The 26307-nt window shown below is 62.4% G+C and carries 22 protein-coding genes and 1 other RNA gene; 6 read left to right on the top strand and 17 right to left on the bottom strand.

Annotated features, from left to right (window positions below; translation table 11 throughout):
* Positions 1 to 2: 2 nt before the first annotated feature.
* The 3 genes from glmM to ftsH are packed head-to-tail and all read right to left on the bottom strand — an operon-like array spanning position 3 to position 4130.
* Positions 3 to 1340 carry a phosphoglucosamine mutase gene (gene glmM / locus ACUCV0_RS22730; protein ID WP_059313370.1) on the bottom strand — a complete coding sequence of 446 codons (1338 nt, stop codon included), beginning with the start codon at positions 1338 to 1340 and terminating at the stop codon, positions 3 to 5.
* A complete protein-coding gene (gene folP, locus ACUCV0_RS22725; RefSeq protein WP_482213815.1) occupies positions 1340 to 2203 on the bottom strand; it encodes a dihydropteroate synthase in 864 nt (287 codons plus the stop codon). Before folP ends, glmM begins: the two co-directional genes overlap by 1 nt.
* 7 nt (positions 2204 to 2210) lie before the next feature.
* The gene (gene ftsH / locus ACUCV0_RS22720; protein WP_059313368.1) at positions 2211 to 4130 is read right to left on the bottom strand and encodes an ATP-dependent zinc metalloprotease FtsH; all 1920 of its coding nucleotides are present in this window, start codon (positions 4128 to 4130) and stop codon (positions 2211 to 2213) included.
* A gap of 729 nt (positions 4131 to 4859) precedes the next feature.
* Here ftsH and yhbY point away from each other — a divergent pair.
* Positions 4860 to 5171, top strand: a complete 312-nt coding sequence (gene yhbY / locus ACUCV0_RS22715) for a ribosome assembly RNA-binding protein YhbY (RefSeq protein ID WP_059313366.1) — start codon at positions 4860 to 4862, stop codon at positions 5169 to 5171.
* On the opposite strand, the gene ACUCV0_RS22710 is transcribed toward yhbY, so the two are convergent.
* The 9 genes from ACUCV0_RS22710 to grpE form a co-directional block, all read right to left on the bottom strand.
* A complete protein-coding gene (locus ACUCV0_RS22710) occupies positions 5159 to 5611 on the bottom strand; it encodes a hypothetical protein (protein WP_482213801.1) in 453 nt (150 codons plus the stop codon). The genes yhbY and ACUCV0_RS22710 overlap by 13 nt on opposite strands.
* Positions 5589 to 6065 carry a transcription elongation factor GreA gene (greA, locus tag ACUCV0_RS22705; RefSeq protein WP_059313365.1) on the bottom strand — a complete coding sequence of 159 codons (477 nt, stop codon included), beginning with the start codon at positions 6063 to 6065 and terminating at the stop codon, positions 5589 to 5591. The genes ACUCV0_RS22710 and greA overlap by 23 nt, the downstream gene beginning before the upstream one ends.
* Positions 6062 to 9283 carry a carbamoyl-phosphate synthase large subunit gene (gene carB / locus ACUCV0_RS22700; protein ID WP_059313364.1) on the bottom strand — a complete coding sequence of 1074 codons (3222 nt, stop codon included), beginning with the start codon at positions 9281 to 9283 and terminating at the stop codon, positions 6062 to 6064. The genes greA and carB overlap by 4 nt, the downstream gene beginning before the upstream one ends.
* A 21-nt stretch (positions 9284 to 9304) precedes the next feature.
* The gene (leuE, locus tag ACUCV0_RS22695; RefSeq protein ID WP_442964859.1) at positions 9305 to 9961 is read right to left on the bottom strand and encodes a leucine efflux protein LeuE; all 657 of its coding nucleotides are present in this window, start codon (positions 9959 to 9961) and stop codon (positions 9305 to 9307) included.
* A 21-nt stretch (positions 9962 to 9982) separates the two neighbouring features.
* The gene (gene carA / locus ACUCV0_RS22690; protein WP_271653743.1) at positions 9983 to 11119 is read right to left on the bottom strand and encodes a glutamine-hydrolyzing carbamoyl-phosphate synthase small subunit; all 1137 of its coding nucleotides are present in this window, start codon (positions 11117 to 11119) and stop codon (positions 9983 to 9985) included.
* A 176-nt stretch (positions 11120 to 11295) separates the two neighbouring features.
* Positions 11296 to 12102, bottom strand: coding sequence for a 4-hydroxy-tetrahydrodipicolinate reductase (gene dapB / locus ACUCV0_RS22685; RefSeq protein WP_271655893.1), 807 nt, complete (start codon positions 12100 to 12102; stop codon positions 11296 to 11298).
* Positions 12103 to 12156: 54 nt separating this feature from the next.
* Positions 12157 to 13290, bottom strand: a complete 1134-nt coding sequence (dnaJ, locus tag ACUCV0_RS22680) for a molecular chaperone DnaJ (protein WP_059313360.1) — start codon at positions 13288 to 13290, stop codon at positions 12157 to 12159.
* Between the two features lie 112 nt (positions 13291 to 13402).
* Positions 13403 to 15331 (bottom strand): molecular chaperone DnaK, encoded by a 1929-nt coding sequence (gene dnaK / locus ACUCV0_RS22675; RefSeq protein ID WP_059313359.1) that lies wholly within the window; start codon positions 15329 to 15331, stop codon positions 13403 to 13405.
* Positions 15332 to 15424: 93 nt separating this feature from the next.
* Positions 15425 to 15991 (bottom strand): nucleotide exchange factor GrpE, encoded by a 567-nt coding sequence (gene grpE, locus ACUCV0_RS22670; RefSeq protein ID WP_059313358.1) that lies wholly within the window; start codon positions 15989 to 15991, stop codon positions 15425 to 15427.
* A gap of 166 nt (positions 15992 to 16157) precedes the next feature.
* Between grpE and recN the strand changes: the two genes are divergently transcribed.
* Complete coding sequence (gene recN / locus ACUCV0_RS22665) at positions 16158 to 17825, top strand: DNA repair protein RecN (RefSeq protein WP_059313357.1); 1668 nt, start codon at positions 16158 to 16160, stop codon at positions 17823 to 17825.
* 61 nt (positions 17826 to 17886) lie between these two features.
* Here recN and fur read toward each other — a convergent pair whose 3' ends face one another.
* Positions 17887 to 18291: a ferric iron uptake transcriptional regulator gene (fur, locus tag ACUCV0_RS22660; RefSeq protein ID WP_007162667.1), complete on the bottom strand. Its 405-nt coding sequence runs from the start codon at positions 18289 to 18291 to the stop codon at positions 17887 to 17889.
* Positions 18292 to 18385: 94 nt separating this feature from the next.
* Here fur and ACUCV0_RS22655 point away from each other — a divergent pair, with 94 nt between their 5' ends.
* Positions 18386 to 18922, top strand: a complete 537-nt coding sequence (locus tag ACUCV0_RS22655; protein ID WP_059313356.1) for an outer membrane protein assembly factor BamE — start codon at positions 18386 to 18388, stop codon at positions 18920 to 18922.
* A 7-nt stretch (positions 18923 to 18929) separates the two neighbouring features.
* Here ACUCV0_RS22655 and ACUCV0_RS22650 read toward each other — a convergent pair whose 3' ends face one another.
* Complete coding sequence (locus ACUCV0_RS22650) at positions 18930 to 19235, bottom strand: RnfH family protein (protein ID WP_482213800.1); 306 nt, start codon at positions 19233 to 19235, stop codon at positions 18930 to 18932.
* Entirely contained in the window at positions 19228 to 19662 is a 435-nt protein-coding gene (locus ACUCV0_RS22645) for a type II toxin-antitoxin system RatA family toxin (protein WP_017640639.1), read from the bottom strand. The genes ACUCV0_RS22650 and ACUCV0_RS22645 overlap by 8 nt, the downstream gene beginning before the upstream one ends.
* Before the next feature lie 172 nt (positions 19663 to 19834).
* Between ACUCV0_RS22645 and smpB the strand changes: the two genes are divergently transcribed.
* Both smpB and ssrA read left to right on the top strand, forming a co-directional pair.
* On the top strand, positions 19835 to 20311 hold the full coding sequence (smpB, locus tag ACUCV0_RS22640) for an SsrA-binding protein SmpB (protein ID WP_007162671.1): 477 nt from the start codon (positions 19835 to 19837) through the stop codon (positions 20309 to 20311).
* 81 nt (positions 20312 to 20392) lie between these two features.
* Positions 20393 to 20745, top strand: a transfer-messenger RNA (tmRNA) gene (gene ssrA, locus ACUCV0_RS22635).
* 54 nt (positions 20746 to 20799) lie between these two features.
* Here ssrA and ssb read toward each other — a convergent pair.
* Positions 20800 to 21354: a single-stranded DNA-binding protein gene (ssb, locus tag ACUCV0_RS22630; RefSeq protein WP_059313354.1), complete on the bottom strand. Its 555-nt coding sequence runs from the start codon at positions 21352 to 21354 to the stop codon at positions 20800 to 20802.
* A gap of 25 nt (positions 21355 to 21379) precedes the next feature.
* A complete protein-coding gene (locus ACUCV0_RS22625; RefSeq protein WP_059313353.1) occupies positions 21380 to 22768 on the bottom strand; it encodes an MFS transporter in 1389 nt (462 codons plus the stop codon).
* Between the two features lie 269 nt (positions 22769 to 23037).
* On the opposite strand from ACUCV0_RS22625, the gene uvrA reads away from it, so the two are divergent.
* Positions 23038 to 25872: an excinuclease ABC subunit UvrA gene (gene uvrA, locus ACUCV0_RS22620; RefSeq protein WP_482213799.1), complete on the top strand. Its 2835-nt coding sequence runs from the start codon at positions 23038 to 23040 to the stop codon at positions 25870 to 25872.
* Positions 25873 to 26307 lie beyond the last annotated feature (435 nt).

Genomic DNA, 26307 nt, shown 5'->3' with positions numbered 1-26307 from the left:
AATCAAGCACATACCTCAGTTATCAATTGAGCGAGCGCTTCGGCATGGGCACGAACCTCACGCTCGTTTTCGCCTTCGACCATGACCCTGACCAACGGCTCGGTACCGGATTTACGCAGCAGCACCCGTCCCTTGCCGGCCATTTTCTCGGTCACCTCTGCGCTGGCCTGCTTGACCCGGGGATTCTCCAGAGGATCCTGGCCGCCGCCGAATCTCACGTTGATCAACACCTGCGGACACTTGCGCAGCGCCATGCGTGCCTGGGCCAGGGTCTGACCGGCATTGCGCAGGGCGATCAGCACCTGCAGGGCGGCGATGGTGGCGTCACCTGTGGTGGTGTACTGGCAGCAGACCACGTGCCCGGAGTTCTCACCGCCCAACACCCAATTGCGCTCCAGCAGCTCGGCCATCACATAGCGATCGCCGACCTTGGCCCGCACGAAGGGGATATCCAGCTCGGCCAGCCCCAGCTCGAGACCGAGATTGCTCATCAGGGTACCCACCACCCCACCCTCGAGGCGACCACGGCGCTTGAGATCGCGCGCGATCAGATAGAGCAGCTCGTCGCCATCCACTGCCGCCCCGGTGTGATCCACCATCAGGACCCGATCACCGTCGCCGTCGAAGGCGATGCCGATGTCGGCGTGCTGGTCGAGCACCGCTTGCTGTAGGCCCTCCAGGTGAGTGGAGCCGCAGTCCTTGTTGATGTTGAGCCCATCTGGCTGCACGCCCAGCACGCTGACGTCCGCACCGAGCTCACGGAAGACGCTGGGCGCGATCTTGTAGGTCGCACCGTTGGCGCAATCCAGCACGATCTTCATCCCAGCGAAGCTGGTACCGGTCGGTACGCTGCTCTTGCAGAACTCGATGTAGCGACCGGCCGCATCGTTGATGCGCGAGACCTTGCCAATCCGCGCCGAGTCGACCACGGTCATCGGAGTATCGAGCAGCTCCTCGATCATGGTCTCGAGCTCATCGGGCAGCTTGGTGCCGGCGCCGGAAAAGAACTTGATGCCGTTGTCGTAGTAAGGATTGTGCGAAGCACTGATGACAATGCCGGCGCTGGCCTGGAAGGTTCGCGTCAGATAGGCGATACCCGGTGTCGGCATGGGACCGAGCAGCATGACGTCCGCACCGGCGGCGGACAGACCGGCCTCCAGCGCCGACTCGAACATGTAGCCCGAGTTGCGCGTGTCCTTGCCGACCAGCACCCGACAGCCGCCGCGGCTGCGAAAGGCGATGCCCGCCGCCCAGCCCAGCTTGAGCATGAAATCCGGCGTAATGGGATAGGTCCCGACCTTGCCGCGAATGCCATCGGTTCCGAAATACTTTCTTGCCATCAGTTCTGTTCCTGCCTGAAGCCTTCGACCGCAGTGATCATCTTCACCACGTCCACTGTTTCCGCCACATCATGAACCCTCAGGATCTGAGCCCCCTTGGTCAGCGCCAGGGCCGCCAGCGCCAGCCCACCCGCCAGGCGGCCCTCCACGGGCCGCCCAGTGACCGCGCCGATCATGCTCTTGCGCGAGACACCCACCAGCAAGGGTAGCCCAAAGGCGAGCAATTCGGTTTGCCGCTTAAACAGTTCGAGGTTGTGCTCCAGAGTCTTGGCGAAGCCGTACCCCGGATCCAGCACCAGACGCTCGCGAGCGATGCCAGCCATCTCGCAACGTGCGATCTGCTCGCCGAGAAAGGCGCCAACCTCCCCCGCAACGTCGGTATAAACGGGCGCCTGCTGCATGGTGCTTGGCTCGCCACGCATGTGCATCAGGCAAACCGCCAGGCCGGTAGCGGCAGCCGCCTCAAGGGCGCCAGGACGCCTCAGCGAGCGCACATCATTGATCAAGCCGGCACCAGCCAGAGCGCCTTCGCGCATGACCGCTGGCGCGGAGGTATCCAGGGAAATAACGACATCCAGCTCCCGAGCGATCGCCTGAACCACCGGAATTACCCGATCGAGCTCTTGAGCCTCGGATACCGCTGGGGCCCCTGGCCGGGTGGACTCACCCCCTACATCGATGATGGCCGCACCGGCCGCCACCATTGCTCCCGCATGACGCAGGGCACTTTCCACTGCCGTGTAACGGCCGCCATCGGAAAAGGAGTCAGGGGTGACGTTGAGGATGCCCATGACTTTGGGCGTGTCAAAAACAAGAACCCGATTGCCGCAAGGCAATCGGGTCGAAGGAAACGGATTGAACATGGGTGTTTCAGTGTTCTCCAGCCGGACCACCGATGGGCGTCTCAGGACGGTCACTGCCACTCTGCGGCGATGCGGGCGCATCCCCGGTCGGACCGCCGCGATCGTGCCAGTCGCGCGGTTCACGCGGGACCTTACCAGCCATGATGTCGTCGATCTGATCGGAATCGATGGTCTCGTACTTCATCAAAGCATCAGCCATGAGTTCGAGCTTGTCACGATTCTCGTCGAGCAGACGCTTGGCGGTGTTGTAGCAGTCGTCGATGATGCGACGGATCTCCACGTCGATCTGCTTGGCAGTCTCGCCCGACATGTTGCCACCACCACCGCCGCCGGAACGACCCAGGTAGCCTTCGTTCTCTTCCTCGCCGTACAGCAGCGGACCGAGCTTCTCGGACAGGCCCCACTTGGTCACCATGTTACGCGCCAGGGAAGTCGCTCTCATGATGTCGTTGGAGGCACCCGTGGTGACACCTTCGAAGCCTAGGGTCATTTCCTCGGCGATACGGCCACCGAACAGCGAGCAGATCTGGCTTTCCAGCGCCCGCTTGGACAGGCTGTAACGATCTTCCTCGGGGAGGAACATGGTTACGCCCAGAGCACGGCCGCGAGGAATGATGGAGACCTTGTAGACCGGGTCGTGCTCGGGCACCAGGCGACCGACGATGGCATGACCGGCTTCGTGGTAAGCGGTATTACGCTTCTCCTTCTCGGACATGACCATGGTCTTGCGCTCGGCGCCCATCATGATCTTGTCCTTGGCCAGCTCGAACTCACGCATGTCGACGATGCGCTTGTTGGCACGGGCGGCGAACAGGGAAGCTTCGTTGACCAGGTTGGCCAAGTCGGCACCGGAGAAACCCGGAGTACCCCGAGCAATCACGCTAGCATCGACGCGATCACCGACCGGCACCTTGCGCATGTGCACCTTGAGGATCTGCTCGCGACCACGGATGTCGGGCAGCCCGACCACGACCTGACGGTCGAAACGACCGGGGCGCAGCAAGGCAGGGTCGAGGACATCGGGACGGTTGGTAGCGGCAATGACGATGATGCCATCGTTCATTTCAAAGCCATCCATTTCCACCAGCAGCTGGTTCAGGGTCTGCTCGCGTTCGTCATGACCACCGCCCATGCCGTTGCCACGATGGCGACCAACCGCATCGATCTCGTCGATGAAGATGATGCAGGGAGCGTGCTTCTTGGCCTGGTCGAACATGTCGCGTACGCGACTGGCGCCGACACCGACGAACATCTCGACGAAGTCCGAACCGGAAATGGTGAAGAAGGGCACCTTGGCCTCACCGGCAACAGCCTTGGCCAGCAAGGTCTTGCCGGTACCGGGCGAACCGACCATCAGCACGCCACGGGGAATACGCCCACCCAGGCGCTGGAACTTGCCCGGATCGCGCAGAAATTCAACCAGCTCGGTGACCTCTTCCTTGGCTTCGTCGCAACCGGCGACGTCAGCGAAGGTGGTCTTGACCTGGTCTTCCGACAACAGGCGCGCCTTGCTCTTGCCAAAGCTCATGGGACCACCGCGACCGCCGGCACCTCCCTGCATCTGGCGCATGAAGAACATGAAGACGGCGATGATCACCAGGATCGGGAAGCTGGCCACCAGCAGTTGAGTCCAGATGCTCTGCTGCTCGGGCTGCTTGCCGGTGATGGTAACGCTGTTATTGACCAGATCGCCGATCAGGCCATTGTCCTGTATCGCTGGACGTATGGTCTTGAAGGGGTCGCCATCGCGATGCTTGCCGGTGATGACATAGCCATCCACGGTCACGCTCTCGATCTGCCCGTCCTTCACCTGCTGGATGAAGTCGGAGTAGTTGAGCGTCTGGGGTTCGTTGGGGCTGGAGAAGTTGTTCATCACGGTGACGAGCACCGCGGCGATGATCAGCCACAGGATCAGATTCTTTGCCATGTCGTTCAATTGACTACCCTCTGCGCCGGTTTCGTGGGTAAACCGTTCGAAGCGAAACCGGCAGTGACCGGTAAGTTACTACACAAAGCCTGGCCCACGGCAGACATCGTCTGTAACGCTATATGAGTCTTCTGCCTTTGACTCTAGGGCAAGGCAGATGTTGCGGCCATCAATTCTCTCAATCGCCCTTGAAACCGCGACCCAATAGATACTGCTGGCGCGACACGTCCCGCGAAGCGAAAAGAGCGCACCTAACCTCCACAGCGAAGCTTCCACGCCCCTCTTTGAGGAAATTCGTGCAGCCTTCTCGCTGGAAGACCCTGATCAGACAGCCTACCCGGATACCAACCCGGCGCACGAGGCTCATGGCCAGCGCACCAGGATAGACAGCCCTGGACTGGCCTACCACATCAAGGCCATTCATATGGGGGCTCTGCTGAAAATAACAAGGCCTCGCGGATAGCCATCAATCGCCCCTGTAAATCAGACGGATCCGGCACTGCCAGCGACGGCGGCAATGTCACATCCGGCAGTCTCTCGCAAGCGATGGCACAAATTTTCCGGCGATTGACCAGCCGCCCTTCCGAGCCTGCTTGACGCAGGCGTTGCCCGTGTGTTCCCTGAGCCCATGCACGCTGGACTGAGCGCAGGCCACGGTAAGTTTTCTTGTATCGCTGGGCGGCACCGGACAGCTGGGATAAACTGCTCGGCTTTTATCTGGGGTGAATTATGGCGCTCAACAACGAGCATAAAAAGCGGTTCAAGGCGATCGGTCATCAACTCAAGCCGGTGGTCACCATCAGCGAGAACGGCCTGAGCGAAGGCGTATTGGGTGAACTCGAACGCGCCCTGAACGACCATGAACTGATCAAGATCAAGCTGGCCGTCACCGAACGCGAAGACCGCCGGGCCCTGATCGACGAACTGTGCGCGTCGAGCAAGGCCGAGCTGGTGCAGGTGATTGGCAAGATGGCCCTGATCTATCGCAAGGCCCGCGAACAGAATCGCAACCTGTCCAACGTGGTGCGCTATACCGCCTGAGCCTCGGGCGCACGCCCGGGAACGGGTTGCAGCACCAGGATCAGACCGCAAAGCAACAGGACCAGGTAGCCGGCCAGGGCGGTCGGTCCGGTCCAGAAGCGCGCCAGTTCGTTCTGCAGCACCACGGCTAGCGCACTGGCCAGCAGCAGCTGACCGCGCAGATCGCGCCACAGCGCGCTGAAGCCGGCCCACCACACCAGCACCACGACCTGGGTAAAGACCCCCCCGGCTGCAGCGCTGAGCATCATGCGCAGCAATTCCTCGCGCCCGGACTGGATCAGCAGCGGCGCCCAGCCCGCTTGGGCGAGCGCCACAGGGATGCACAGGTGCAGGGCTACCAGCGGGCCGACCCAGAACACCTGGGCCAGCTGCCAGGCTGCCGCGAGCAGCCTGGCGAGCCAGCCTCCGGCGCGGTGATCAGACGTGACGGACGGCGACAATTTCGTATTCGACATCGCCGCCCGGGGTCTTCACCAGCACCACGTCCCCTTCTTCCTTGCCGATCAGCGCGCGGGCGATGGGCGAACCCACCGACAGCTTGCTCTGCTTGATATCAGCCTCATCGTCGCCGACGATCTGGTAGGTCACCGTCTCGTCGGTCTCGGTGTTGGCGATCTCCACGGTGGTACCGAAGATGACCTTGCCGGTATGCGGCAGGGCAGCTACGTCGATCACCTGGGCGTTCTGCAACCGGCCTTCGATATCGCGGATCCGCGCCTCTACCATGCCCTGCTGTTCGCGGGCAGCGTGGTATTCGGCGTTCTCCTTGAGATCACCCAGCTCACGCGCTTCGGCGATGGCCTGGGTGATCTGCGGACGCAGCTCGGTCTTGAGGTGTTTGAGTTCGTCTTCCAGGGCGCGAGCACCCTGGACGGTCATGGGGTACTTGGTCATGCCTTAACTCCTGCATGCAGATCTTGCAGCCGGCGCACGGTCTTTTCGGCGCCGAATTTCAAAGCTTCGCAAATGGCCTGGCCGCCGGCAATGGTAGTGGTGCAGCAGAGCTTGTGCTGCAGCGCGTTGCGGCGGATTGAATAGGAATCGGCAATGGACTGCCGGCCTTCGGTGGTGTTGATGATCAGGGTGACTTCGTCGTTCTTGATCATGTCGACCACGTGAGGGCGACCCTCGGTCACCTTGTTCACGCGACGTACCGGCAGACCAGCCGCCTCGATCACCCGCGCGGTACCTGCAGTGGCGACGACTTCGAAGCCGAGGCCGACCAGATCACGAGCAACCTGCACGGCTTCGGGCTTGTCGTCGTCCCGTACGCTGATGAAGGCGCAACCGGAGTTCGGCAGGATCTCGTTAGCGCCCAGCTGGGCCTTGGCGAAGGCTTCGCCGAAGCTGTCGCCCACGCCCATCACCTCGCCAGTGGATTTCATTTCTGGGCCGAGGATGGGGTCCACGCCGGGGAACTTGTTGAAGGGGAACACCGCTTCCTTGACGCTGAAGAACGGCGGGATGATTTCCTGGGTGAAGCCGACCTCGGCCAGGGTCTTGCCGGCCATGACGCGGGCGGCCACCTTGGCCAGGGACTCGCCGATGCACTTGGAGACGAAGGGCACGGTACGGGAGGCGCGCGGGTTGACCTCGATGACGTAGATGTCCTCGCCCTGCACGGCCATCTGCACGTTCATCAGACCGACCACGCCGAGCTCCAGAGCCATCTTCTTGACCTGCTCGCGGATCTCGTCCTGGATGTGCTTGGGCAGCGAATACGGCGGTAGCGAGCAGGCGGAGTCACCGGAGTGCACGCCGGCCTGTTCGATGTGCTGCATGATGGCGCCGATCACCACGGTCTGGCCGTCGCACACCGCATCCACATCCACCTCGATGGCGCAGTTGAGGAAGTGGTCGAGCAGCACCGGACTGTCGTTGGACACCTTCACCGCTTCGCGCATGTAGCGTTTGAGTTCTTCTTCCTGGTAGACGATTTCCATCGCCCGGCCGCCCAGTACGTAGGAGGGACGAACCACCATCGGATAACCGATGTTCTTGGAGAGGGCCAGGGCCTCGTCTTCACTGCGTGCGGTAGCGTTGGCCGGCTGGCGCAGATTCAGGCGCTGCACCATCTGCTGGAAGCGCTCGCGGTCTTCGGCGCGGTCGATGGCGTCGGGGCTGGTGCCGATGATGGGCACGCCAGCCTCTTCCAGGGCCCGGCAGAGCTTGAGCGGGGTCTGGCCGCCGTATTGGACGATGACGCCCTTGGGCTGCTCGACGCGGACGATCTCCAGCACGTCCTCCAGGGTCACCGGCTCGAAGAACAGGCGGTCGGAGGTGTCGTAATCGGTGGAGACGGTTTCCGGGTTGCAGTTGACCATGATGGTTTCATAGCCGTCTTCACGCATGGCCAGGGCCGCGTGCACACAGCAGTAGTCGAACTCGATGCCCTGGCCGATGCGGTTGGGACCGCCGCCCAGGATCATGATCTTGTCGCGACCGCTGGGCTTGGCCTCGCACTCTTCCTCGTAGGTGGAGTAGAGGTAGGCGGTGTCGGTGGCGAATTCGGCAGCACAGGTGTCCACCCGCTTGTATACCGGCAGCACCTTGAGCTTGTGGCGATGGGCACGCAGGTTCTTCTCAGTGACGCCGAGCAGCTTGGCCAGGCGCGCGTCGGAGAAGCCCTTGCGCTTGAGCTTGCGCATCAAGTCGTAGTCGAGATCGGCCAGACCCAGGGTCTTGATGCGTTCCTCGTCCTTGATCAGGTCTTCGATCTGTACCAGGAACCAGGGATCGATACGAGTCAGTTCGAAGACCTTGTCCAGGCTGTAGCCCTGACGGAAGGCATCGCCGATGTACCAGATGCGATCGGCGCCCGGCACGGTCAGCTCACGTTTGAGGGTGCTGTCGGCCTCGGGATCGGCCGGATCCAGCTTGGGATCGAAGCCGACCACGCCCACTTCCAGGCCGCGCAGGGCTTTCTGCAGGGACTCCTGGAAGGTACGACCGATGGACATGACCTCGCCCACGGATTTCATCTGGGTGGTCAAGCGGGCATCGGCCTTGGGGAATTTCTCGAAGGCGAAGCGCGGGATCTTGGTGACCACGTAGTCGATGGCCGGCTCGAAGGACGCCGGGGTACGCCCGCCGGTGATGTCGTTCTGCAGCTCGTCCAGGGTGTAGCCCACCGCCAGCTTGGCGGCGATCTTGGCGATGGGGAAGCCGGTGGCCTTGGAGGCCAGCGCCGAGGAGCGGGACACCCGCGGGTTCATCTCGATCACTACCATGCGCCCGGTGTTCGGGCAGATGCCGAACTGGACGTTGGAGCCGCCGGTCTCGACGCCGATCTCGCGCAGCACCGCCAGGGAGGCGTTGCGCATGATCTGGTATTCCTTGTCGGTCAGGGTCTGAGCCGGAGCCACGGTGATGGAGTCACCGGTGTGCACGCCCATGGGATCGAAGTTCTCGATGGAGCAGACGATGATGCAGTTGTCCTTCTTGTCGCGGACCACCTCCATCTCGTATTCCTTCCAGCCGATCAGGGATTCGTCGATCAGCAGCTCGTTGGTCGGCGACAGGTCCAGACCACGGTTGCAGATCTCCTCGAACTCTTCGCGGTTGTAGGCGATGCCACCACCGGTGCCGCCCATGGTGAAGGACGGACGGATGATGCAGGGGAAGCCGACCTTCTCCAGCACGCCGTAGGCTTCTTCCATGCTGTGGGCGATACCCGAGACCGGGCAGGCCAGGCCGATGTCCTTCATGGCCTTGTCGAAGCGCGAGCGATCCTCGGCCTTGTCGATGGTGTCGGCGTTGGCACCGATCATCTCGACGCCGAATTTCTCCAGCACGCCGTGACGCTCCAGGTCCAGGGCGCAGTTCAGCGCGGTCTGGCCACCCATGGTCGGCAGCAGGGCGTCGGGACGCTCCTTCTCGATGATCTTGGCCACCGTCGCCCACTTGATCGGCTCGATGTAGGTGGCATCGGCCATGGAGGGGTCGGTCATGATGGTGGCCGGGTTGGAGTTCACCAGGATGACGCGGAAGCCTTCCTCGCGCAGGGCCTTGCAGGCCTGGGCGCCGGAATAGTCGAACTCGCAGGCCTGGCCGATGACGATGGGGCCGGCTCCGAGGATCAGGATGCTCTTGATGTCTGTACGCTTAGGCATGGGCTTCTCGAATGCAGGTAATCAGGTCAGGGTCGCGGTGGCCAACTTCACACCGAAACCAACGAACAGGGCGCCGACGCCGCCGGTGGCGCCTGCGCTGAGGCGACGCCGCTGACGGAACCAGGCCGCCAGGCGAACGCCGCAGAAAATCAGGAACGACAGGTAGCAGAAGCTGATCGCTTCCAGTACCGCGCCCAGCACCAGGAAGGACAGCGCCGGATGGGCGTAACCGGGGTCCACGAACTGGATGAAGAAGGAGACGAAGAACAGGATCGCCTTCGGATTCGACAGGCTCAGCAGCAGCGCCTTGCGGAACGGCTGATGGACGTCTTCGCGCAGGGTCGCCTCGGCCTGGCTCTGGGCCGGGCTGCGCCAGGACTTGAGTCCGCCGCGCAACATGCCCCAGCCGAGGTAGAACAGGTAGGCCGCGCCCAGATACTTGAGGACCTGGAAGAATAGCGGCTCGGCCTTGAGCAGCGAGGCGACGCCCAGAGCCGAGAGCAGCATCAGCACGGCGTCACCAAGGAACACGGCGGAAGCCGCTTGGTAACCGCTGCGGATGCCGCGCTGGGCGCTGGTGGCGAGCACGAAGAAGGAGTTGGGGCCGGGCAACAGGATGACGAACAGGGTCCCGACCACATAGGTCCAGAAGTCGATGACACCCAGATTCGCCAGCATGGGCTCTACCCTCCTCTAACCTTAGCGGCGCGCGGCCATGGCCTGGATGAACTTGTCGAACAGCGGCGCCACGTCGTGCGGGCCAGGGCTCGCCTCGGGGTGACCCTGGAAGCTGAAAGCGACCTTGTCGGTACGCTCGATACCCTGCAGGGTGCCGTCAAACAGCGACTTGTGGGTAGCACGCACACTGGCTGGCAGGCTGGCCTCATCCACGGCAAAACCGTGGTTCTGGCTGGTGATCATTACCACGCCGCTATCCAGATCCTGCACCGGATGGTTGGCACCGTGATGACCGTTGGGCATCTTCACCGTCTTGGCGCCGGAGGCCAGGGCCAGCAGCTGATGGCCCAGGCAGATGCCGAATACCGGAATCTCGGTCTCCAGGACATCCTGGATCGCCTTGATGGCGTAGTCGCAGGGCTCGGGATCGCCCGGGCCGTTGGCCAGGAAGATGCCGTCAGGCTGCAGCGCCAGGGCTTCGCTGGCCGGGGTCTGGGCCGGCAGCACGGTGATGCGGCAGCCGCGGGCCACCAGCATGCGCAGGATGTTCAGCTTGACGCCATAGTCGAAGGCCACCACGTGGTAGGGCAACTGCTCGGCGGGGATCTCGGCGTGACTGTCGGTTTCCAGCGACCAGACGCTGGAGCGCCACTCGTAGCGCTCCTTGACGCTGACTTCCTTGGCCAGGTCCATGCCCTTGAGGCCAGGGAAGGCACGAGCCAATTCCAGGGCACGCTCTTCGGTGGCGTCTTCGCCGGTCAGGATGCAGCCATCCTGAGCGCCCTTCTCGCGGAGAATGCGGGTCAGTCGACGGGTGTCGATCCCGGCAATGGCGATGGTGCCGTTCTCCCTGAGATAGTCGGGCAGCGACTGCTTGTTACGCCAGTTGCTGGCCAGCAGCGGCAGGTCGCGGATGATCAGCCCGGCAGCCCAGACCTGAGCGGCCTCGCCATCCTGCGGCGTGGTGCCGGTATTGCCGATGTGCGGATAGGTCAGGGTGACGATCTGCTTCGCATAGGAAGGATCGGTCAGGATTTCCTGGTAGCCGGTCATGGCGGTGTTGAACACCACTTCGCCGACCGTGTGGCCGTCGGCACCGATGGATTCACCGCGAAAGATGCTGCCATCGGCAAGTGCGAGTATGGCTGGCTTAGTCAAGAAGACCTCCGAAAATCAAGCCTTGGCGGGCAAACGCAGGGTGCAAAAAAACGGGATGACATCTCGAAGAGTCATCCCGTTTTAATGTTGTGATTTCATTCTGCGCTAGCTTTTAGTGGATACACTAAAGCTGCATTGTACACGAATTGATCACGCCTTGCACCCCTGCGAGCTGATCAGCGCAACTCCAGCACGTCCTGCATGTCATATAGCGCTGGCTGTTTGTCCTTCAGCCACAGGGCCGCACGCACCGCGCCCTTGGCGAAGGTCATGCGACTAGAGGCCTTGTGGGTGATCTCGACCCGCTCGCCTTCGCTGGCGAACAATACCGTGTGATCGCCCACCACGTCCCCGGCACGCACGGTGGCGAAGCCGATGGTCTGGCGATCCCGCGCACCGGTCTGGCCTTCCCGGCCATAGACGGCGACCTCCTCCAGATCACGCCCCAGCGCCTGGGCCACGACCTCGCCCATGCGCAGGGCGGTACCCGAGGGCGCATCCACCTTGTGCCGATGGTGCGCCTCGATGATCTCGATATCGACCTCGTCACCCAGTACCCGGGCAGCGGTATCCAGCAGTTTGAGGCAGAGATTGACGCCGACGCTGAAGTTGGCGGCGAAGACGATGGGAATTTCCTTGCCCGCTTCCAGCAGGGTCAGCTTCTGCTCGGCAGTGAAGCCGGTGGTGCCGATCACCATGGCCTTTCTGGCCTTGCGGCACAGCGCCAGATTCTGCAGGGTCACATTGGGATGGGTGAAGTCGATGACGACATCGAAGTCATCCAGCACCCGCGCCAGGTCACCCGACAGCATCACCCCATTACGGCCGATGCCGGCGAGTTCGCCGGCATCGGCACCCACCAGGCTGCTCTCGGGACGATCCACCGCAGCAGTCAGGCCGGCAGCGCCCTGGGTCTGCTGGACCGCTTCGATCAGGGTCTTGCCCATGCGCCCCGCGGCGCCCATTACAGCTATACGTCGCATCATCAGCTCCAGGCTGCTGGCCGGGCGCCGCCTCGCGACGGCGCCCCTGCCGGTTTAGAGGTCGTCGAAGAAGCGCTTCATGCCGTCGAACCAGCCACTGGCCCGGGGCGAATGGGAGCTGTCGCTCTGCAGGGTGTTGCGAAACTCCTCGAGCAGCTCGCGCTGACGCCGGCTCAGGTTGACCGGGGTCTCCACCACCACCTTGCACATCAGATCGCCAGCGCCACCGCCACGCACGGGCGTCACGCCCTTGCCGCGTAGGCGGAACATCTTGCCGGTCTGAGTGCCTTCGGGGATCTTCAGCTTGACGCGGCCATCCAGGGTCGGCACTTCCAGTTCCCCCCCCAGGGCGGCGTCGGTGAAGTTGATCGGCACCTCGCAATAGAGATGCTTGCCGTCACGCTGGAAGATCGAGTGCTCGCGCACATTGACCACCACGTAGAGGTCGCCACTGGGGCCACCCAGGGTCCCGGCCTCGCCTTCGCCGGTCAGACGGATGCGGTCGCCCGTGTCGACGCCCGCCGGCACCTTGACCGACAGGGTCTTCTGCTCTTCCACGCGACCCTGGCCATGACAGGCCGTGCAGGGCTCGGGAATGATCTTGCCGCTGCCGTGGCAGCGCGGGCAGGTTTGCTGCACCGAGAAGAAACCTTGCTGCATCCGCACCTGGCCAATGCCGCCACAGGTGGGGCAGGTGGACGCCGAGGTACCTGGCTTGGCGCCATTGCCGTCGCACACCTTGCACTCGACCAGGGTGGGCACGCGAATGGTGACCGTGGTCCCGCGCACTGCCTCTTCGAGGTCCAGATCCAGGGTATAGCGCAGATCGGCACCGCGCTGCGGACCGCCGCGGCCACCGGCACCACCGCGCCCGCCGAAGAAGTCGCTGAAGACGTCGCCGAAGATGTCGGAGAAGTTCGCACCCCCTGCGGCGCCGCCGAAACCGCCGCCGCCCATGCTCGGATCGACGCCAGCATGGCCGTACTGGTCGTAGGCCGAGCGCTTGCCCGCATCGGACAGCACTTCGTAGGCCTCCGCAGCCTCCTTGAATTGCTCTTCGGCAGCTGCGTCCCCCGGATTGCGATCCGGGTGGTATTTCATCGCCAGGCGTCGGTAGGCTTTCTTGAGCTCGGCTTCGCTGGCGCCGCGCTCAACCCCGAGCACCTCATAGTAATCACGTTTGGCCATAGACTTTCTGCACCTTAAATTTTCTCACCCTCCAGACACGCCAACGCGGGAGCAGGCTCCCGCGTGGCGGATCCGACGGGCCGAAGCCCGTCAGGTGCGGTAAGCACGGGGCTTACTTGTTGTCCTTCACTTCCTCGAACTCGGCGTCGACCACGTCGTCACCGGGCTTCTTGGCATCACCGTCCGCCTTGGCCGAGGCGCCTTCGGCACCTGCCGCAGCGCCCTGCTCGGAGTAGAGCTTCTGGGCCAGCGGCGCGGAGGCCTGGGACAGAGCATTCATCTTGGCTTCGATGGCGTCCTTGTCGTCACCGCGCACGGCGACTTCCAGCTCGCCAATGGCCTTCTCGATGGTGCTCTTCTCTTCGGCCGTGGCCTTGTCGCCCGCCTCGGTCAGCATCTTGCGAGTGCCGTGCACCAGAGCATCGCCCTGGTTGCGAGCCGCGGCCAGCTCTTCGAACTTGCGATCCTCGTCGGCATTGGCCTCGGCGTCACGCACCATCTGCTGAATCTCGTCCTCGGACAGCCCGGAGGATGCCTTGATGACGATGGACTGCTGCTTACCAGTGGCCTTGTCCTTGGCGGACACGTTGAGGATACCGTTGGCGTCGATGTCGAAGGTCACCTCGATCTGCGGCACGCCACGCGGCGCCGGCGGGATCTCGGCCAGGTCGAACTTGCCCAGCGACTTGTTCTGCGCGGCCTGCTTGCGCTCGCCCTGCAGCACGTGGATGGTCACGGCGCCCTGGTTGTCGTCGGCAGTGGAGAACACCTGCGACTTCTTGGTCGGGATGGTGGTGTTCTTCTCGATCAGCGCGGTCATCACGCCACCCATGGTCTCGATGCCCAGAGTCAGCGGGGTAACGTCCAGCAGCAGCACGTCCTTGACATCACCGGCCAGCACGGCGCCCTGGATGGCGGCACCGATGGCGACGGCTTCGTCCGGGTTGACGTCCTTGCGCGCTTCCTTGCCAAAGAAGTCGGCAACGCGCTTCTGCACCAGCGGCATACGGGTCTGACCGCCCACCAGGATGACCTCGTGGATGTCGGAGACGTCCAGGCCGGAATCCTTCAGGGCAGTACGGCACGGCTCGATGGTGCGCTCGACCAGCTCTTCCACCAGGGACTCCAGCTTGGCGCGGGAGACCTTGACGTTCAGGTGCTTGGGACCACTGGCATCGGCCGTGATGTACGGCAGGTTGACGTCGGTCTGGGTAGCCGAAGACAGTTCGATCTTGGCCTTCTCGGCAGCTTCCTTCAGGCGCTGCATGGCCAGCGGATCGCCCTTGAGGTTCATGCCGCTTTCTTTCTTGAATTCTTCGACTAGATAGTCGATCAGGCGGATGTCGAAGTCTTCACCACCCAGGAAGGTGTCGCCATTGGTGGCCAGCACCTCGAACTGATGCTCACCGTCGACCTCGGCGATCTCGATGACCGAGATATCGAAGGTACCGCCGCCCAGGTCATAGACGATCACGGTGTGGTCGCCCTTGGCCTTGTCCAGGCCATAGGCCAGGGCTGCCGCGGTAGGCTCGTTGATGATGCGCTTGACGTCCAGACCGGCGATCCGACCGGCATCCTTGGTGGCCTGGCGCTGGCTGTCGTTGAAGTAGGCCGGCACGGTGATGACCGCTTCGGTGACAGTCTCACCCAGGTAGTCCTCGGCGGTCTTCTTCATCTTTTTCAGGACTTCGGCAGAGATCTGCGGCGGCGCCATCTTCTGGCCCTTGGCTTCGACCCAGGCATCACCGTTGTCTGCCTTGACGATCTTGTAAGGGACCATCTGGATGTCTTTCTGCACGACGTTTTCTTCGTAACGCCGGCCGATCAGTCGCTTGACCGCATAGAGGGTGTTCTGCGGATTGGTCACCGCCTGGCGCTTGGCCGGCTGGCCAACCAGGGTCTCGCCATCGTTGGTGTAGGCGATGATGGACGGCGTGGTACGGGTGCCTTCGGCGTTTTCCAGTACCTTGACGTTGCCGTTTTCGAGGATCGCGACGCAGGAGTTGGTAGTCCCCAGGTCGATACCGATAATCTTGCCCATGTAGTCTTCTCCAGAAATCTCAGATTCCGCGCGGCCCGCTCAGGGGGCCTTTGATGTTCGCTTGCCTACCAGATGGGGCCGAGCGAAAGAATTTCAAGCCTTTTCGTCGATGCTCGGCTGCTGTGCGGCAGGGGCCTTGCTCACGACCACCATCGCCGGCCGCAGCAGGCGACCATTGAGCAGATAGCCCTTTTGAAACACCTTGAGCACGCTGCCCGGCTCGGCGGTGGCGCTCTCTTCCATGGCCATGGCCTGGTGGTGTTCCGGATTGAAAGGCGCGCCGTGGGGATCGACGGCCTCGACCTGATAGCGCTTGAGCGTGTCCTGCAGCATCTTCAGGGTCAGCTCCATGCCTTCGCGCATGGGCCTCAAGGCTTCGTCCGCGGCATTGGACAGCTCCAGGCCACGCTCCAGGCTGTCGAGTACCGGCAACAGATCGCCAGCAAATTTTTCCAGCGCGAACTTGTGCGCCTTCTCCACATCCTGCTCAGCGCGACGACGCACGTTCTGCAGGTCGGCGACGCTGCGCAGCGACTGATCCTGGGCAGCAGCGAGCTGCTCTTCGAGCGTGGCAACGCGGGCAGCGAGATCCTCGTGCTGGACGTCGCCCTGAGCGGCTGCTTCGTGCTCGGGAGTCTGGGAGTTCTGTTCGTCGGCCATGGAGTCCTCCTGTGATAATGCCGGTGGGCGCGCCCTCTAATGGACGACGCCTTGATCGATGGCGCCTATATGGGGCCGCCGGCCGGCGCTTCAAGAGCTGTATGGATTGCCAGTGCTCGAGAGGCACTGTATAAACAACCAGAAAACCGTCTCCGGAGATCGTCGCATGCTGGTGCATCTGTCCGTCCGCAACTACGCCATCGTCGAACACCTCGACCTCGACCTCGAGCGCGGCATGACCGTGATCACCGGCGAAACCGGCGCTGGCAAGTCCATCATGCTCGACGCCCTCGGCCTCACCCTTGGCGACCGCGCCGACAGCGATGCGGTCAGGCCTGGTGCCGACAAGGCCGATGTCCTGGCCAGCTTCGACACCACCGACATCCCCGAGGCGCGCCAGTGGCTCGCCGAGCGAGACCTGGAGCAGGACGGCCCCTGCCTGCTGCGCCGCGTCATCACCCGCGAAGGACGCTCGCGCGGCTATATCAATGGCTCGCCCTGCCCACTGGCCGACCTCAAGACCCTGGGCGGCCTGCTGATCGACATCCACAACCAGCACGAACACCAGTCGCTGCTCGGTCTCGACACCCATCGCCGCCTGCTGGACGAATACGCGGGCGCGGGCGAACTGGTTCGCCAGGTCCAGCTTGCCGCCCAGCGCTGGCGCCAGGTGCGCCAGACCCTGGAGCGTCTTACCCGCAACGGTGACGAACAGCGTGCTCGCCACCAGTTGCTCAGTTATCAGCTGGAAGAACTCGACAATCTCGCCCTGGCCGAGGGAGAGCTGCAGGCACTGGAACAGGAGCAAAGCGACCTGGCGAGCGCCGAGCACATCCTGCTGGCCTGCCGCCAGGCCATGGACCTCTGTACCGAGAACGAGCAGGGCAACGCCCAGTCAGCGCTCAATGCCAGCGTGGCACGCCTGACTGCCTTCGACCGCCCGCCTGCGCAGATCCAGGAAGCCAGCAACCTGCTAGCCTCCGCCCAGATCCAGATCGAGGAGGCGATGAATGAATTGAATCGCTTCGTCGATCATTTCGAAGCCGATCCGGAGCGCCAACAGGCCGTGCAGGAGCGTCTCGACAGCGTCTACAGCCTTGCCCGCAAGCATCGGGTGCAGCCCGAAGCCCTGCTGGAATTGCACGACCAGCTGCGCAATGAGCTGCAATCCCTGGACGCCGACGATGTCGCGCTGGAGCGCTTGCAAGAAGAATTGGCCGCCTTCGAGCGCCACTACCAGGAGAAGGCTGGCGAACTGAGTCGCCTGCGCGAGCAGCGCGCGCCAGAGCTCGCAGCAGCGGTCGAGACGGAAATGCAGCGCCTGGGCATGCCGGGCGGCCGCTTCAGTATCACGCTCACGCCGGGCAGTACCGGTGAACCCCAGCCACTGGGCAACGAGGGCGTCGAATTTCGCGTCAGCGCCAACCCGGGCCAACCCCTGCGCCCACTGGCCAAGGTCGCCTCGGGTGGTGAGCTGTCACGTATCAGCCTGGCCATCCAGGTCATTACCGCCCAGACCTCGCGCACCCCGACCCTGGTATTCGACGAGGTGGACGTCGGTATCGGCGGCCCGACGGCCGAGGTGGTCGGCCAACTGCTGCGGCAACTGGGTGAGCGTGGCCAGGTGCTGACGGTTACCCACCTACCCCAGGTCGCAGCCCAAGGTCACCAGCATCTGTTCGTGCACAAGGAGCGCGGCACCGACGAGACGCGCACTGCGGTCGCCAAGCTGGACCGGGCGCGGCGCGTGGAAGAGGTGGCGCGCATGCTCGGCGGCGTCGACCTCACCCGCGAATCCCTCGCCCACGCCCGCAAACTGGTGGTCAGCCGCTAGCCGTCCACAGCACCAGACATGAAAAAGGCGACTCCGGGTCGCCTTTTTCATGTCTGGATCTTCACTTGCGCTGACGGATGTACAGCACCAGGTTGTGATCGACCAGCTCAAAACCGTGCTCTTCAACGATCTCGCGCTGACGCTTTTCGATCGACGCATCGGTGAACTCGATGACTTCGCCGGTATCCACATCCACCATGTGATCATGATGACCGGTATCAGCCAGCTCGAACACGGCATGGCCGCCATCGAAATTATGACGCACCACCAGACCAGCCGCCTCGAACTGGGTGAGGACCCGGTAGACCGTTGCCAGCCCTACGTCCTCGCCTGCTTCCATCAGCGCCTTGTAAACGTCTTCAGCGCTCATGTGGCGCTGCTCGGTGGTGTCCAGCATCTGCAATATCTTGACGCGCGGCAGGGTCACTTTCAGACCCGCTTTGCGGAGTTCGTTGTTCTCTACCATGCTCTTTCTCGGTGCCGAGTGCTTTCGCAGCCCTCGGGAATACGGGTATGATCGGTGCTTCGTTGCCCAGCAAGATAGTGGAAGTCTCCCACCGATGCAAAACCTCAAGCAAACGCTGACCGGGCTCTCTCTGATGGGCCTAGCCATGCTCGCCGGCTGCTCTCTGCCGGGGGTTTACAAGATCGACATCCAACAGGGCAACGTCGTCACCCAGGACATGATAGACCAGTTGCGCCCCGGAATGACCCGACAACAAGTCCGGTTTATCATGGGTTCGCCACTGATCCAGGACACCTTCCATCCCAATCGCTGGGACTATCTGTACAGCCTGCAGGCCGCCGGTGGCCAGCGTAAGCAGGAGCGTGTCAGCCTGGTGTTCAATGGCGACAATCAGTTGAGCGGCCTGGCCGGTGACTTCATGCCGGGCACCAGTCGCGAACAACGGATCATGGGCACTGACAGCGGCACCACAGTGGACTCCACTGCGCCGGTGCAACCTACTGCCCCTGCGGCAGCGCCGGAAACGCCCGCGATCCCCGGCTCGACCGAAGACAGCATCCAGAAAGAGATCGACAGTGCTCGTCCGGCCGATGTCCCGACGCCCGAGCGCATCCGTACCGAAGGACAGTGATCCTCGACTAGAGGCCGGTCTTCGACCTGGCCTTTTCTGCGCGCCGCTTGCGACTCTCCTTGGGGTCGGCAAGCAGCGGGCGGTAGATCTCCACCCGATCTCCCTTTTCCAGCCTTCGCTCAGACGTGTTGATGACCCGCTTGCCAAAGATGCCGACTTGGCACTGCGCGCGCTGGCCGGGCTGCAATTTCTCAAGCAGCCCCGAAGACAGCACCGCCTGCTCGACCGTGGCACCCTCCTCCAGCTGCACACTCACTAGCCACTGCCGTTCCGGTAGCGCCAGCGCCACTTCGATGGGCAGGTACTCAGCCATAGAGGGCTCGCGCACGCTGGCAGAAGGCATCCACCATGGTATTGGCCGCCTGATTGAACAGCGGCCCCAAGGTCGCGCGCACGATGGCGCTGTCGTATTCGAAGGAAAGATCCAGCGAGATCTTGCAGGCCTTGTCGCCCAGTGCCTTGAATGACCAGACGCCATGCAGCTGCTTAAAGGGCCCCTTCTCCAGATCCATGGTGATGGACTCGTCCGGCACCAGGGTATTGCGGGTCGTGAACTGCTGGCTGAGGCCACCCTTGGCCACAGTGAGACCGGCGCGCATCAGGCCTTCGTCCTGCTCAAGGATCTGGGCGGACGAGCACCACGGCAGGAACTCCGGATAACGGTCCACGTCATTAACGAGCGCATAGAGCGCTGAAGCTGGATAGGGCAGCAACGCTGAACGTTGGATGTGCGTGCTCATCGGAACCTCGTAGAATAGCGAATTCGGTGTCGGACCTTGAATTTGAGGGCGGCGCACGCAATTTACTCCCGCACCAGCCTGCCGCGGCCCAGAACCGCGGTATTGTCCGTGTTTGCTCATACCCGCTCAAGCGCGTGGCGACATTTCCCCCGACTCGCTGTACCCTGGAATCATGGCCAAGCAAAAGAAAGTCTCCCCCGGCAGCATCGCGCAAAACAAAAAAGCGCTACACGAATACTTCGTCGACACCCGTTTCGAAGCGGGTGTTTCTCTCGCAGGTTGGGAGGTCAAGAGCCTGAGAGCCGGCAAGGCGCAGCTGACTGATAGCTATGTCCTGCTCAAGGACGGCGAAGCCTGGCTGCTCGGCAGCCACATTACCCCGCTGCAGACGGCCAGCACCCATGTCATCGCCGATCCGACCCGGACCCGCAAACTGCTGCTGAACAAGCGTGAGCTGGGCAAGCTGTTCGGCGCCGTGCAACAGAAGGGTTACGCCTGCGTCGCCCTGTCGCTCTACTGGAAAAAGCACTTGGTCAAATGCGAAATCGCCTTGGCCAAGGGCAAGAAGGAATTCGACAAGCGCGCCACCGAACGCGAGCGCGATTCCGATCGCGAGATCCAGCGCGCCATCCGCAAGGACGCCAAGTGATAGAGCGGTCGAAAAACGTTTCGTCGACAATGACTTGCGTAGGACGGCTGGAATTCCTATAGTGAACGACCAGCAAGTTTTGGGGGCGATTAGGATTCGACGCCGGTAACGAAACTTGAGGGGCATGCCGAGCTGGTAGCAGAACTCGTAAATTCGCTGCTGCAAACTTATAGTTGCCAACGACGACAACTACGCTCTAGCTGCTTAACGCGGCTAGCAGTCGCTAGGGGATGCCTGTAAACCCGAAACGACTGTCAGATAGAACAGGATCGCCGCCAAGTTCGCTGTAGACGTAACGGCTAAAACTTATACAGCTCGCCCAAAGCACCCTGCCCGTCGGGCCGCAATGGGTTAACTCAGTAGACAGGGCTAAGCATGTAGAACCGATAGCGGAGAGCTGGCGGACGGGGGTTCAAATCCCCCCGCCTCCACCAAAAAGAAAGGGCAGCCACTGGCTGCCCTTTTTCTTTGCCCGATCGACGAGTTCCTTAGAAGGGAATGTCGTCATCGAAGCTGTCGTAGTCCTGCTGAGCCGGCTGCTGTTGCGGCTTGGGCTGCTGCTGGGGACGGCTGTTGCCGTTGCCGCCATTACCACCATTGTCGTACTGCGGTGCCGACTGCTGCGGACGGGGAGCACGCTGCTGCTGGGGCGCAGGTGCGCTCTGGTTGTATTCGTCGTTACCACCGGCATTGCCACCGCGGCCGCCCAGCAACTGCATGTTGCCGTTGATATCGACCACGATTTCGGTGGTGTAGCGATCCTGACCGTCCTGACCCTGCCACTTGCGGGTACGCAGGCTGCCTTCGACATAGACCTGGGAGCCCTTGCGGATGTACTCGCCGGCGATCTCTGCCAGACGACCAAAGAACACCACGCGGTGCCATTCGGTACGATCCTGCTGCTGGCCGGTCTGCTTGTCCTTCCAGCTTTCGCTGGTGGCCAGGGTGACATTGGTCACCGCATTGCCATTGGGCATGTAACGGGTTTCGGGATCGGCGCCGGCGTTGCCGACGAGGATGACTTTGTTGACGCCACGGGCCATATGAATCTCCTGGTGAGGCTGTCGATCAAGCGGCGACTGGCGTTTGGCTTACCAGTCGCTCCAATTGCGCTCGATCGACGATTTTAGTATCGATCTTGATGTAGACGGCTTGTTCTTCCGCCACCACTACCGCGTCGGTCACTCCAGCCAGGGCCAACAGGCGTCCGACCAATCCTTGGTCGTTGACTAGCTCAGGCGCAACCGGCAAACGCAGACTGGTGACATAGGGCGGTTCCCGCATCGTACCAGCTATCACCGCCCATCCCAGGCAAAGCGCTGCACAACCCAGGAAGACGGTGGACAGACCACCATGCTGGAACAGCCAGCCACCGAGGATACCGCCCAATGCGGAACCAAGGAACTGACTGGTGGAATAGATCCCCATGGCGGTGCCCTTGCCACCGGCTGGCGCCACCTTGCTCACCAGCGACGGCAGCGAGGCCTCCAGCAAATTGAAGGCGGTGAAGAACACCACGATGCCAATGACCAGGGCCACCAGGCTGCCGCTGAAGAAAAAGAAGTACAGCTCGCACAGCACCAGCACGCTGATGGCACCCACCAGCACGCGCTTCATGCGCCGCTTCTTTTCACCATAGATGATGAAAGGGACCATAGCGAAGAAGCCGACTACCAGCGCCGTGAGGTAGACCCACCAGTGCTCTTCCTTGGGTAGACCGGCATGGTCGGCCAGCGCCAGCGGCAGGACGACGAAACTGGCCATCAGTACGGCGTGCAGTGACAGGATCCCAAAGTCCAACCGCAGCAGATCCCGATTGCGCAGAGTGGCGCCCAACGCCTGCCGGGCCAGGTTCGACTCCCGATGGGAGAAGGGCGAGGCATGGCGTGGCACCAGAAACAGCACAAGGAGCAGACCAATCAGCGCCAGCCCACAGGTGGCCCAGAACAGGCCAGCAAGCCCATAGGCTCGCGTCAGCAGCGGCCCAGTGACCATCGCCACGGCAAAGGACACACCGATGCTCATACCGATGGTGGCCATGGCCTTGGTCCGGTGCTGTTCGCGGGTCAGGTCCGACAGCAGCGCCATGATGGCCGCGGAAATGGCGCCGCCACCCTGCACGATGCGACCGGCGATGACACCCCAAATGGAATGGGCATTGGCGGCAATGGCGGCACCAACTGCGAACACCAGCAGTCCACCTATGATGATGGGTCGCCGACCGATTCGATCAGACAGGGTGCCTAGGGGAATTTGCAGTACTGCCTGGGTCAAACCATAGGCACCTATGGCAAGACCGATAAGTGCGGGAGTCGCATCCGCCAACTCCTGACCATAGGTCGCCAGGACCGGAAGCACCATGAACATACCGAGCATACGAAAGGCGAAGACCAGGGCCAGCCCCAGGGCGGCACGGCGTTCGACGCCGTTCATGGCTTCACTGCGCTTGTCGAGCATTGATAATCCTCTCGTCGGCGACAGGCTTTTACGTCGCCAAACAGCTTTAAAACAGTCGTGACAATGACCATTTAGGGAGGAAGCGGTGAAGATAGCCGAGCGCTCGTCCGAACGTTCCCGACCGCCAGGATCACGAACGCCCGATCACCGCTATCGGGCCAGCAATTTTACCAGCCTTGACCCCTCTCTCACAGGCGCGGCAGATAGCCGCAGCCCAGGACGAGGCTCCAGTCCTATTGAAGCGCCGCCAAAACGAGGCAGAAGTTTACGTGGATAAAATCCTCATCCGTGGGGCCCGCACCCATAACCTGAAGAACATCGACCTTACCCTTCCCCGGGACAAGCTCATCGTCATCACTGGGTTGTCCGGCTCCGGCAAATCCTCACTGGCCTTTGACACCCTCTATGCCGAAGGCCAGCGCCGCTATGTGGAATCCCTGTCGGCTTACGCCCGGCAATTCCTGTCGATGATGGAAAAGCCCGATGTGGATACCATCGAAGGCCTGTCTCCGGCGATTTCCATCGAGCAGAAGTCCACCTCGCACAACCCACGCTCCACCGTGGGTACCATCACCGAGATCTATGACTACCTGCGCCTGCTCTATGCTCGAGTCGGCACACCGCGCTGTCCGGAGCATGACGTGCCCCTGGAAGCCCAGACCGTCAGCCAGATGGTCGACCAGGTATTGGCCATGCCGGAAGGCCAGCGACTGATGCTGCTCGCCCCCATCGTGCGCGAGCGTAAGGGCGAGCATCTATCCGTATTCGAGGAGCTGCGCGCCCAGGGCTTCGTGCGCGTGCGCGTCAACGGGCGTCTGCACGAAATGGACGAGCTGCCCAAGCTCGACAAGCAGAAGAAACACACCATCGAGGTGGTGGTGGATCGCTTCAAGGTACGTGAAGACCTGCAGCAGCGCCTGGCGGAATCCTTCGAGACCGCCTTGAAGCTGGCTGACGACATCGCCATCATCGCGCCCATGGAGGGGGAGACCGGCGAAGAGATCGTCTTCTCCGCACGCTTCGCCTGCCCGATCTGCGGCTTCTCCATCGGCGAGCTGGAGCCCAAGCTGTTTTCCTTCAACAACCCCGCCGGTGCCTGCCCTACCTGCGACGGCCTGGGCGTGAAGCAATTCTTCGATGCCCGCCGCGTGGTCAACGAGGAGATGAGCCTCAGCGAGGGCGCCATTCGTGGCTGGGACAGACGCAATGTCTACTACTTCCAGATGCTCGGCTCGCTGGCGAGCCACTATGGCTTCAGCCTGGACGAACCTTTCAAGAGCCTCGACGACAGGCATCGCAAGGCGGTACTCAGCGGCTCCGGGCGCGAAAGCGTCAACTTCCGTTACCTCAATGACCGTGGTGATATCGTCAAGCGTGCCCATCCGTTCGAAGGCATCCTGCCGAACTTGGAACGGCGTTACCGCGAAACCGAATCCCAGAGCGTGCGTGAAGAGCTGGCCAAGTATCTGAGCACCCAGCACTGCCCCGACTGCAACGGGACTCGTCTGCGGCGCGAAGCCCGGCATGTCTGGGTTGGCGACAAGACCCTGCCAGCGGTCACCCGCCTGCCGGTAGGCGATGCCACCCAATACTTTCAGGACCTCAGCCTCAAAGGTCAGCGGCAGCAGATCGCCGACAAGATTCTCAAGGAGATCCGCGAGCGCCTGCAGTTTCTGGTCAACGTTGGCCTGGACTACCTGACGCTGGATCGCAGTGCGGACACCCTGTCCGGTGGCGAGGCCCAGCGTATCCGCCTGGCCAGTCAGATCGGGGCAGGCCTGGTGGGCGTCATGTACATCCTCGACGAGCCCTCCATCGGGCTGCACCAGCGCGACAACGAGCGCTTGCTGGGCACCCTGACCCACCTGCGTGATCTGGGCAATACCGTCATCGTTGTCGAGCACGACGAGGATGCCATTCGCCTGGCGGACTATGTCATCGACATCGGCCCCGGCGCTGGCATACACGGCGGCCAGATCATCGCGGAAGGCACGCCTGACCAGGTCATGAAGCATCCTGACTCGGTGACGGGTCAGTACCTATCAGGTCGCAAGAAGATCGTCGTGCCTGCCAAGCGTACGGCGCGAGACAAGAAAAAGCTGCTGAAGCTCAAAGGCGCTCGAGGCAATAACCTGCAGAACGTGAATCTGGAGATTCCGGTAGGCCTGCTGACCTGTGTGACCGGGGTATCCGGCTCAGGGAAATCGACCCTGATCAATAACACCCTGTTCCCGCTGACCGCCACGGCGCTCAATGGCGCAACGACCTTGGAAGTTGCAGCCCACGACAGCTTCGATGGCATGCAGCATCTGGACAAGGTAGTGGACATCGACCAAAGCCCCATCGGCCGGACACCGCGCTCCAACCCGGCGACCTACACCGGCCTCTTCACTCCGATCCGCGAGCTGTTCTCCGGCGTCCCGGAATCCCGTTCCCGTGGCTACACTCCAGGGCGCTTCTCCTTCAACGTCAAGGGCGGTCGCTGCGAGGCCTGCCAGGGTGACGGAGTCATCAAGGTGGAGATGCACTTCCTGCCTGACGTCTACGTCGCCTGTGATGTCTGCAAGGGCAAGAGATACAACCGCGAGACCTTGGAAGTGAAGTACAAGGGCAAGACCATCACCGAGGTCCTGGACATGACCATCGAAGAAGCCCATACCTTCTTCGAGTCCATACCGGCCTTGGCGCGCAAGCTGCAAACGCTGATGGATGTGGGCCTGTCCTATATCCGCCTGGGCCAGAGCGCTACGACCTTGTCAGGCGGTGAGGCCCAACGTGTGAAGCTGGCGCGGGAGCTGTCCAAGCGGGATACCGGCAAAACGCTCTATATCCTGGACGAACCCACTACCGGCCTGCACTTCGCCGATATCCAGCAACTGCTGGACGTGCTGCATCGACTGCGGGATCACGGTAATACCGTGGTGGTGATCGAGCACAATCTGGACGTCATCAAGACCGCCGACTGGTTGGTGGACCTGGGACCGGAAGGTGGCTCCAAGGGTGGCCAGATCATTGCGACGGGTACCCCGGAAGACGTCGCGGCCAACAAGAAGTCCTATACCGGCCACTTCCTCAAGCCCTTGTTGGAGCGTGATCGGGAGTAGTCCCGAGTATCGACCAGAACGCAAAAAGCTCGGCACAAGCCGGGCTTTTTGTTGCTCTCGTAGGTTGGGTTGAGCGAAGCGAAGCCCAACATCCAGGCCTCACCCCGCTGCTCGGCCCAGGCTTCCTTTCCAAAGCTCACTGCGCACACCCAGCGTTCGCCTGTTGGGCTTCGCTGCGCTCAGCGCCAACCTACGCCAGTCCTGCGCGCTTCAAACCCGACAGCCCGGCGTAGCCGGGCTGTCGGTGCTCTTGCAGGCCCCAAGCAGCACCTTGGCTGTCAGGTAGCCCTCAAGCGCCCAGCCGCACCGCTCCTGGTTCCCTCTCCCCCGGGAGAGGGATAGGGGGAGGGTGAGGGCAACCTCAGCCGCGCGACTGCCCGGCTTACGCTGGCAGGGCTATCGGCCCACACGCCTTAGCGTCTCGCCAAACTTTTC

This window comes from Pseudomonas sp. VMV1, assembly GCF_056790235.1.
This window is presented reverse-complemented; position numbering and strand designations above follow the sequence as displayed.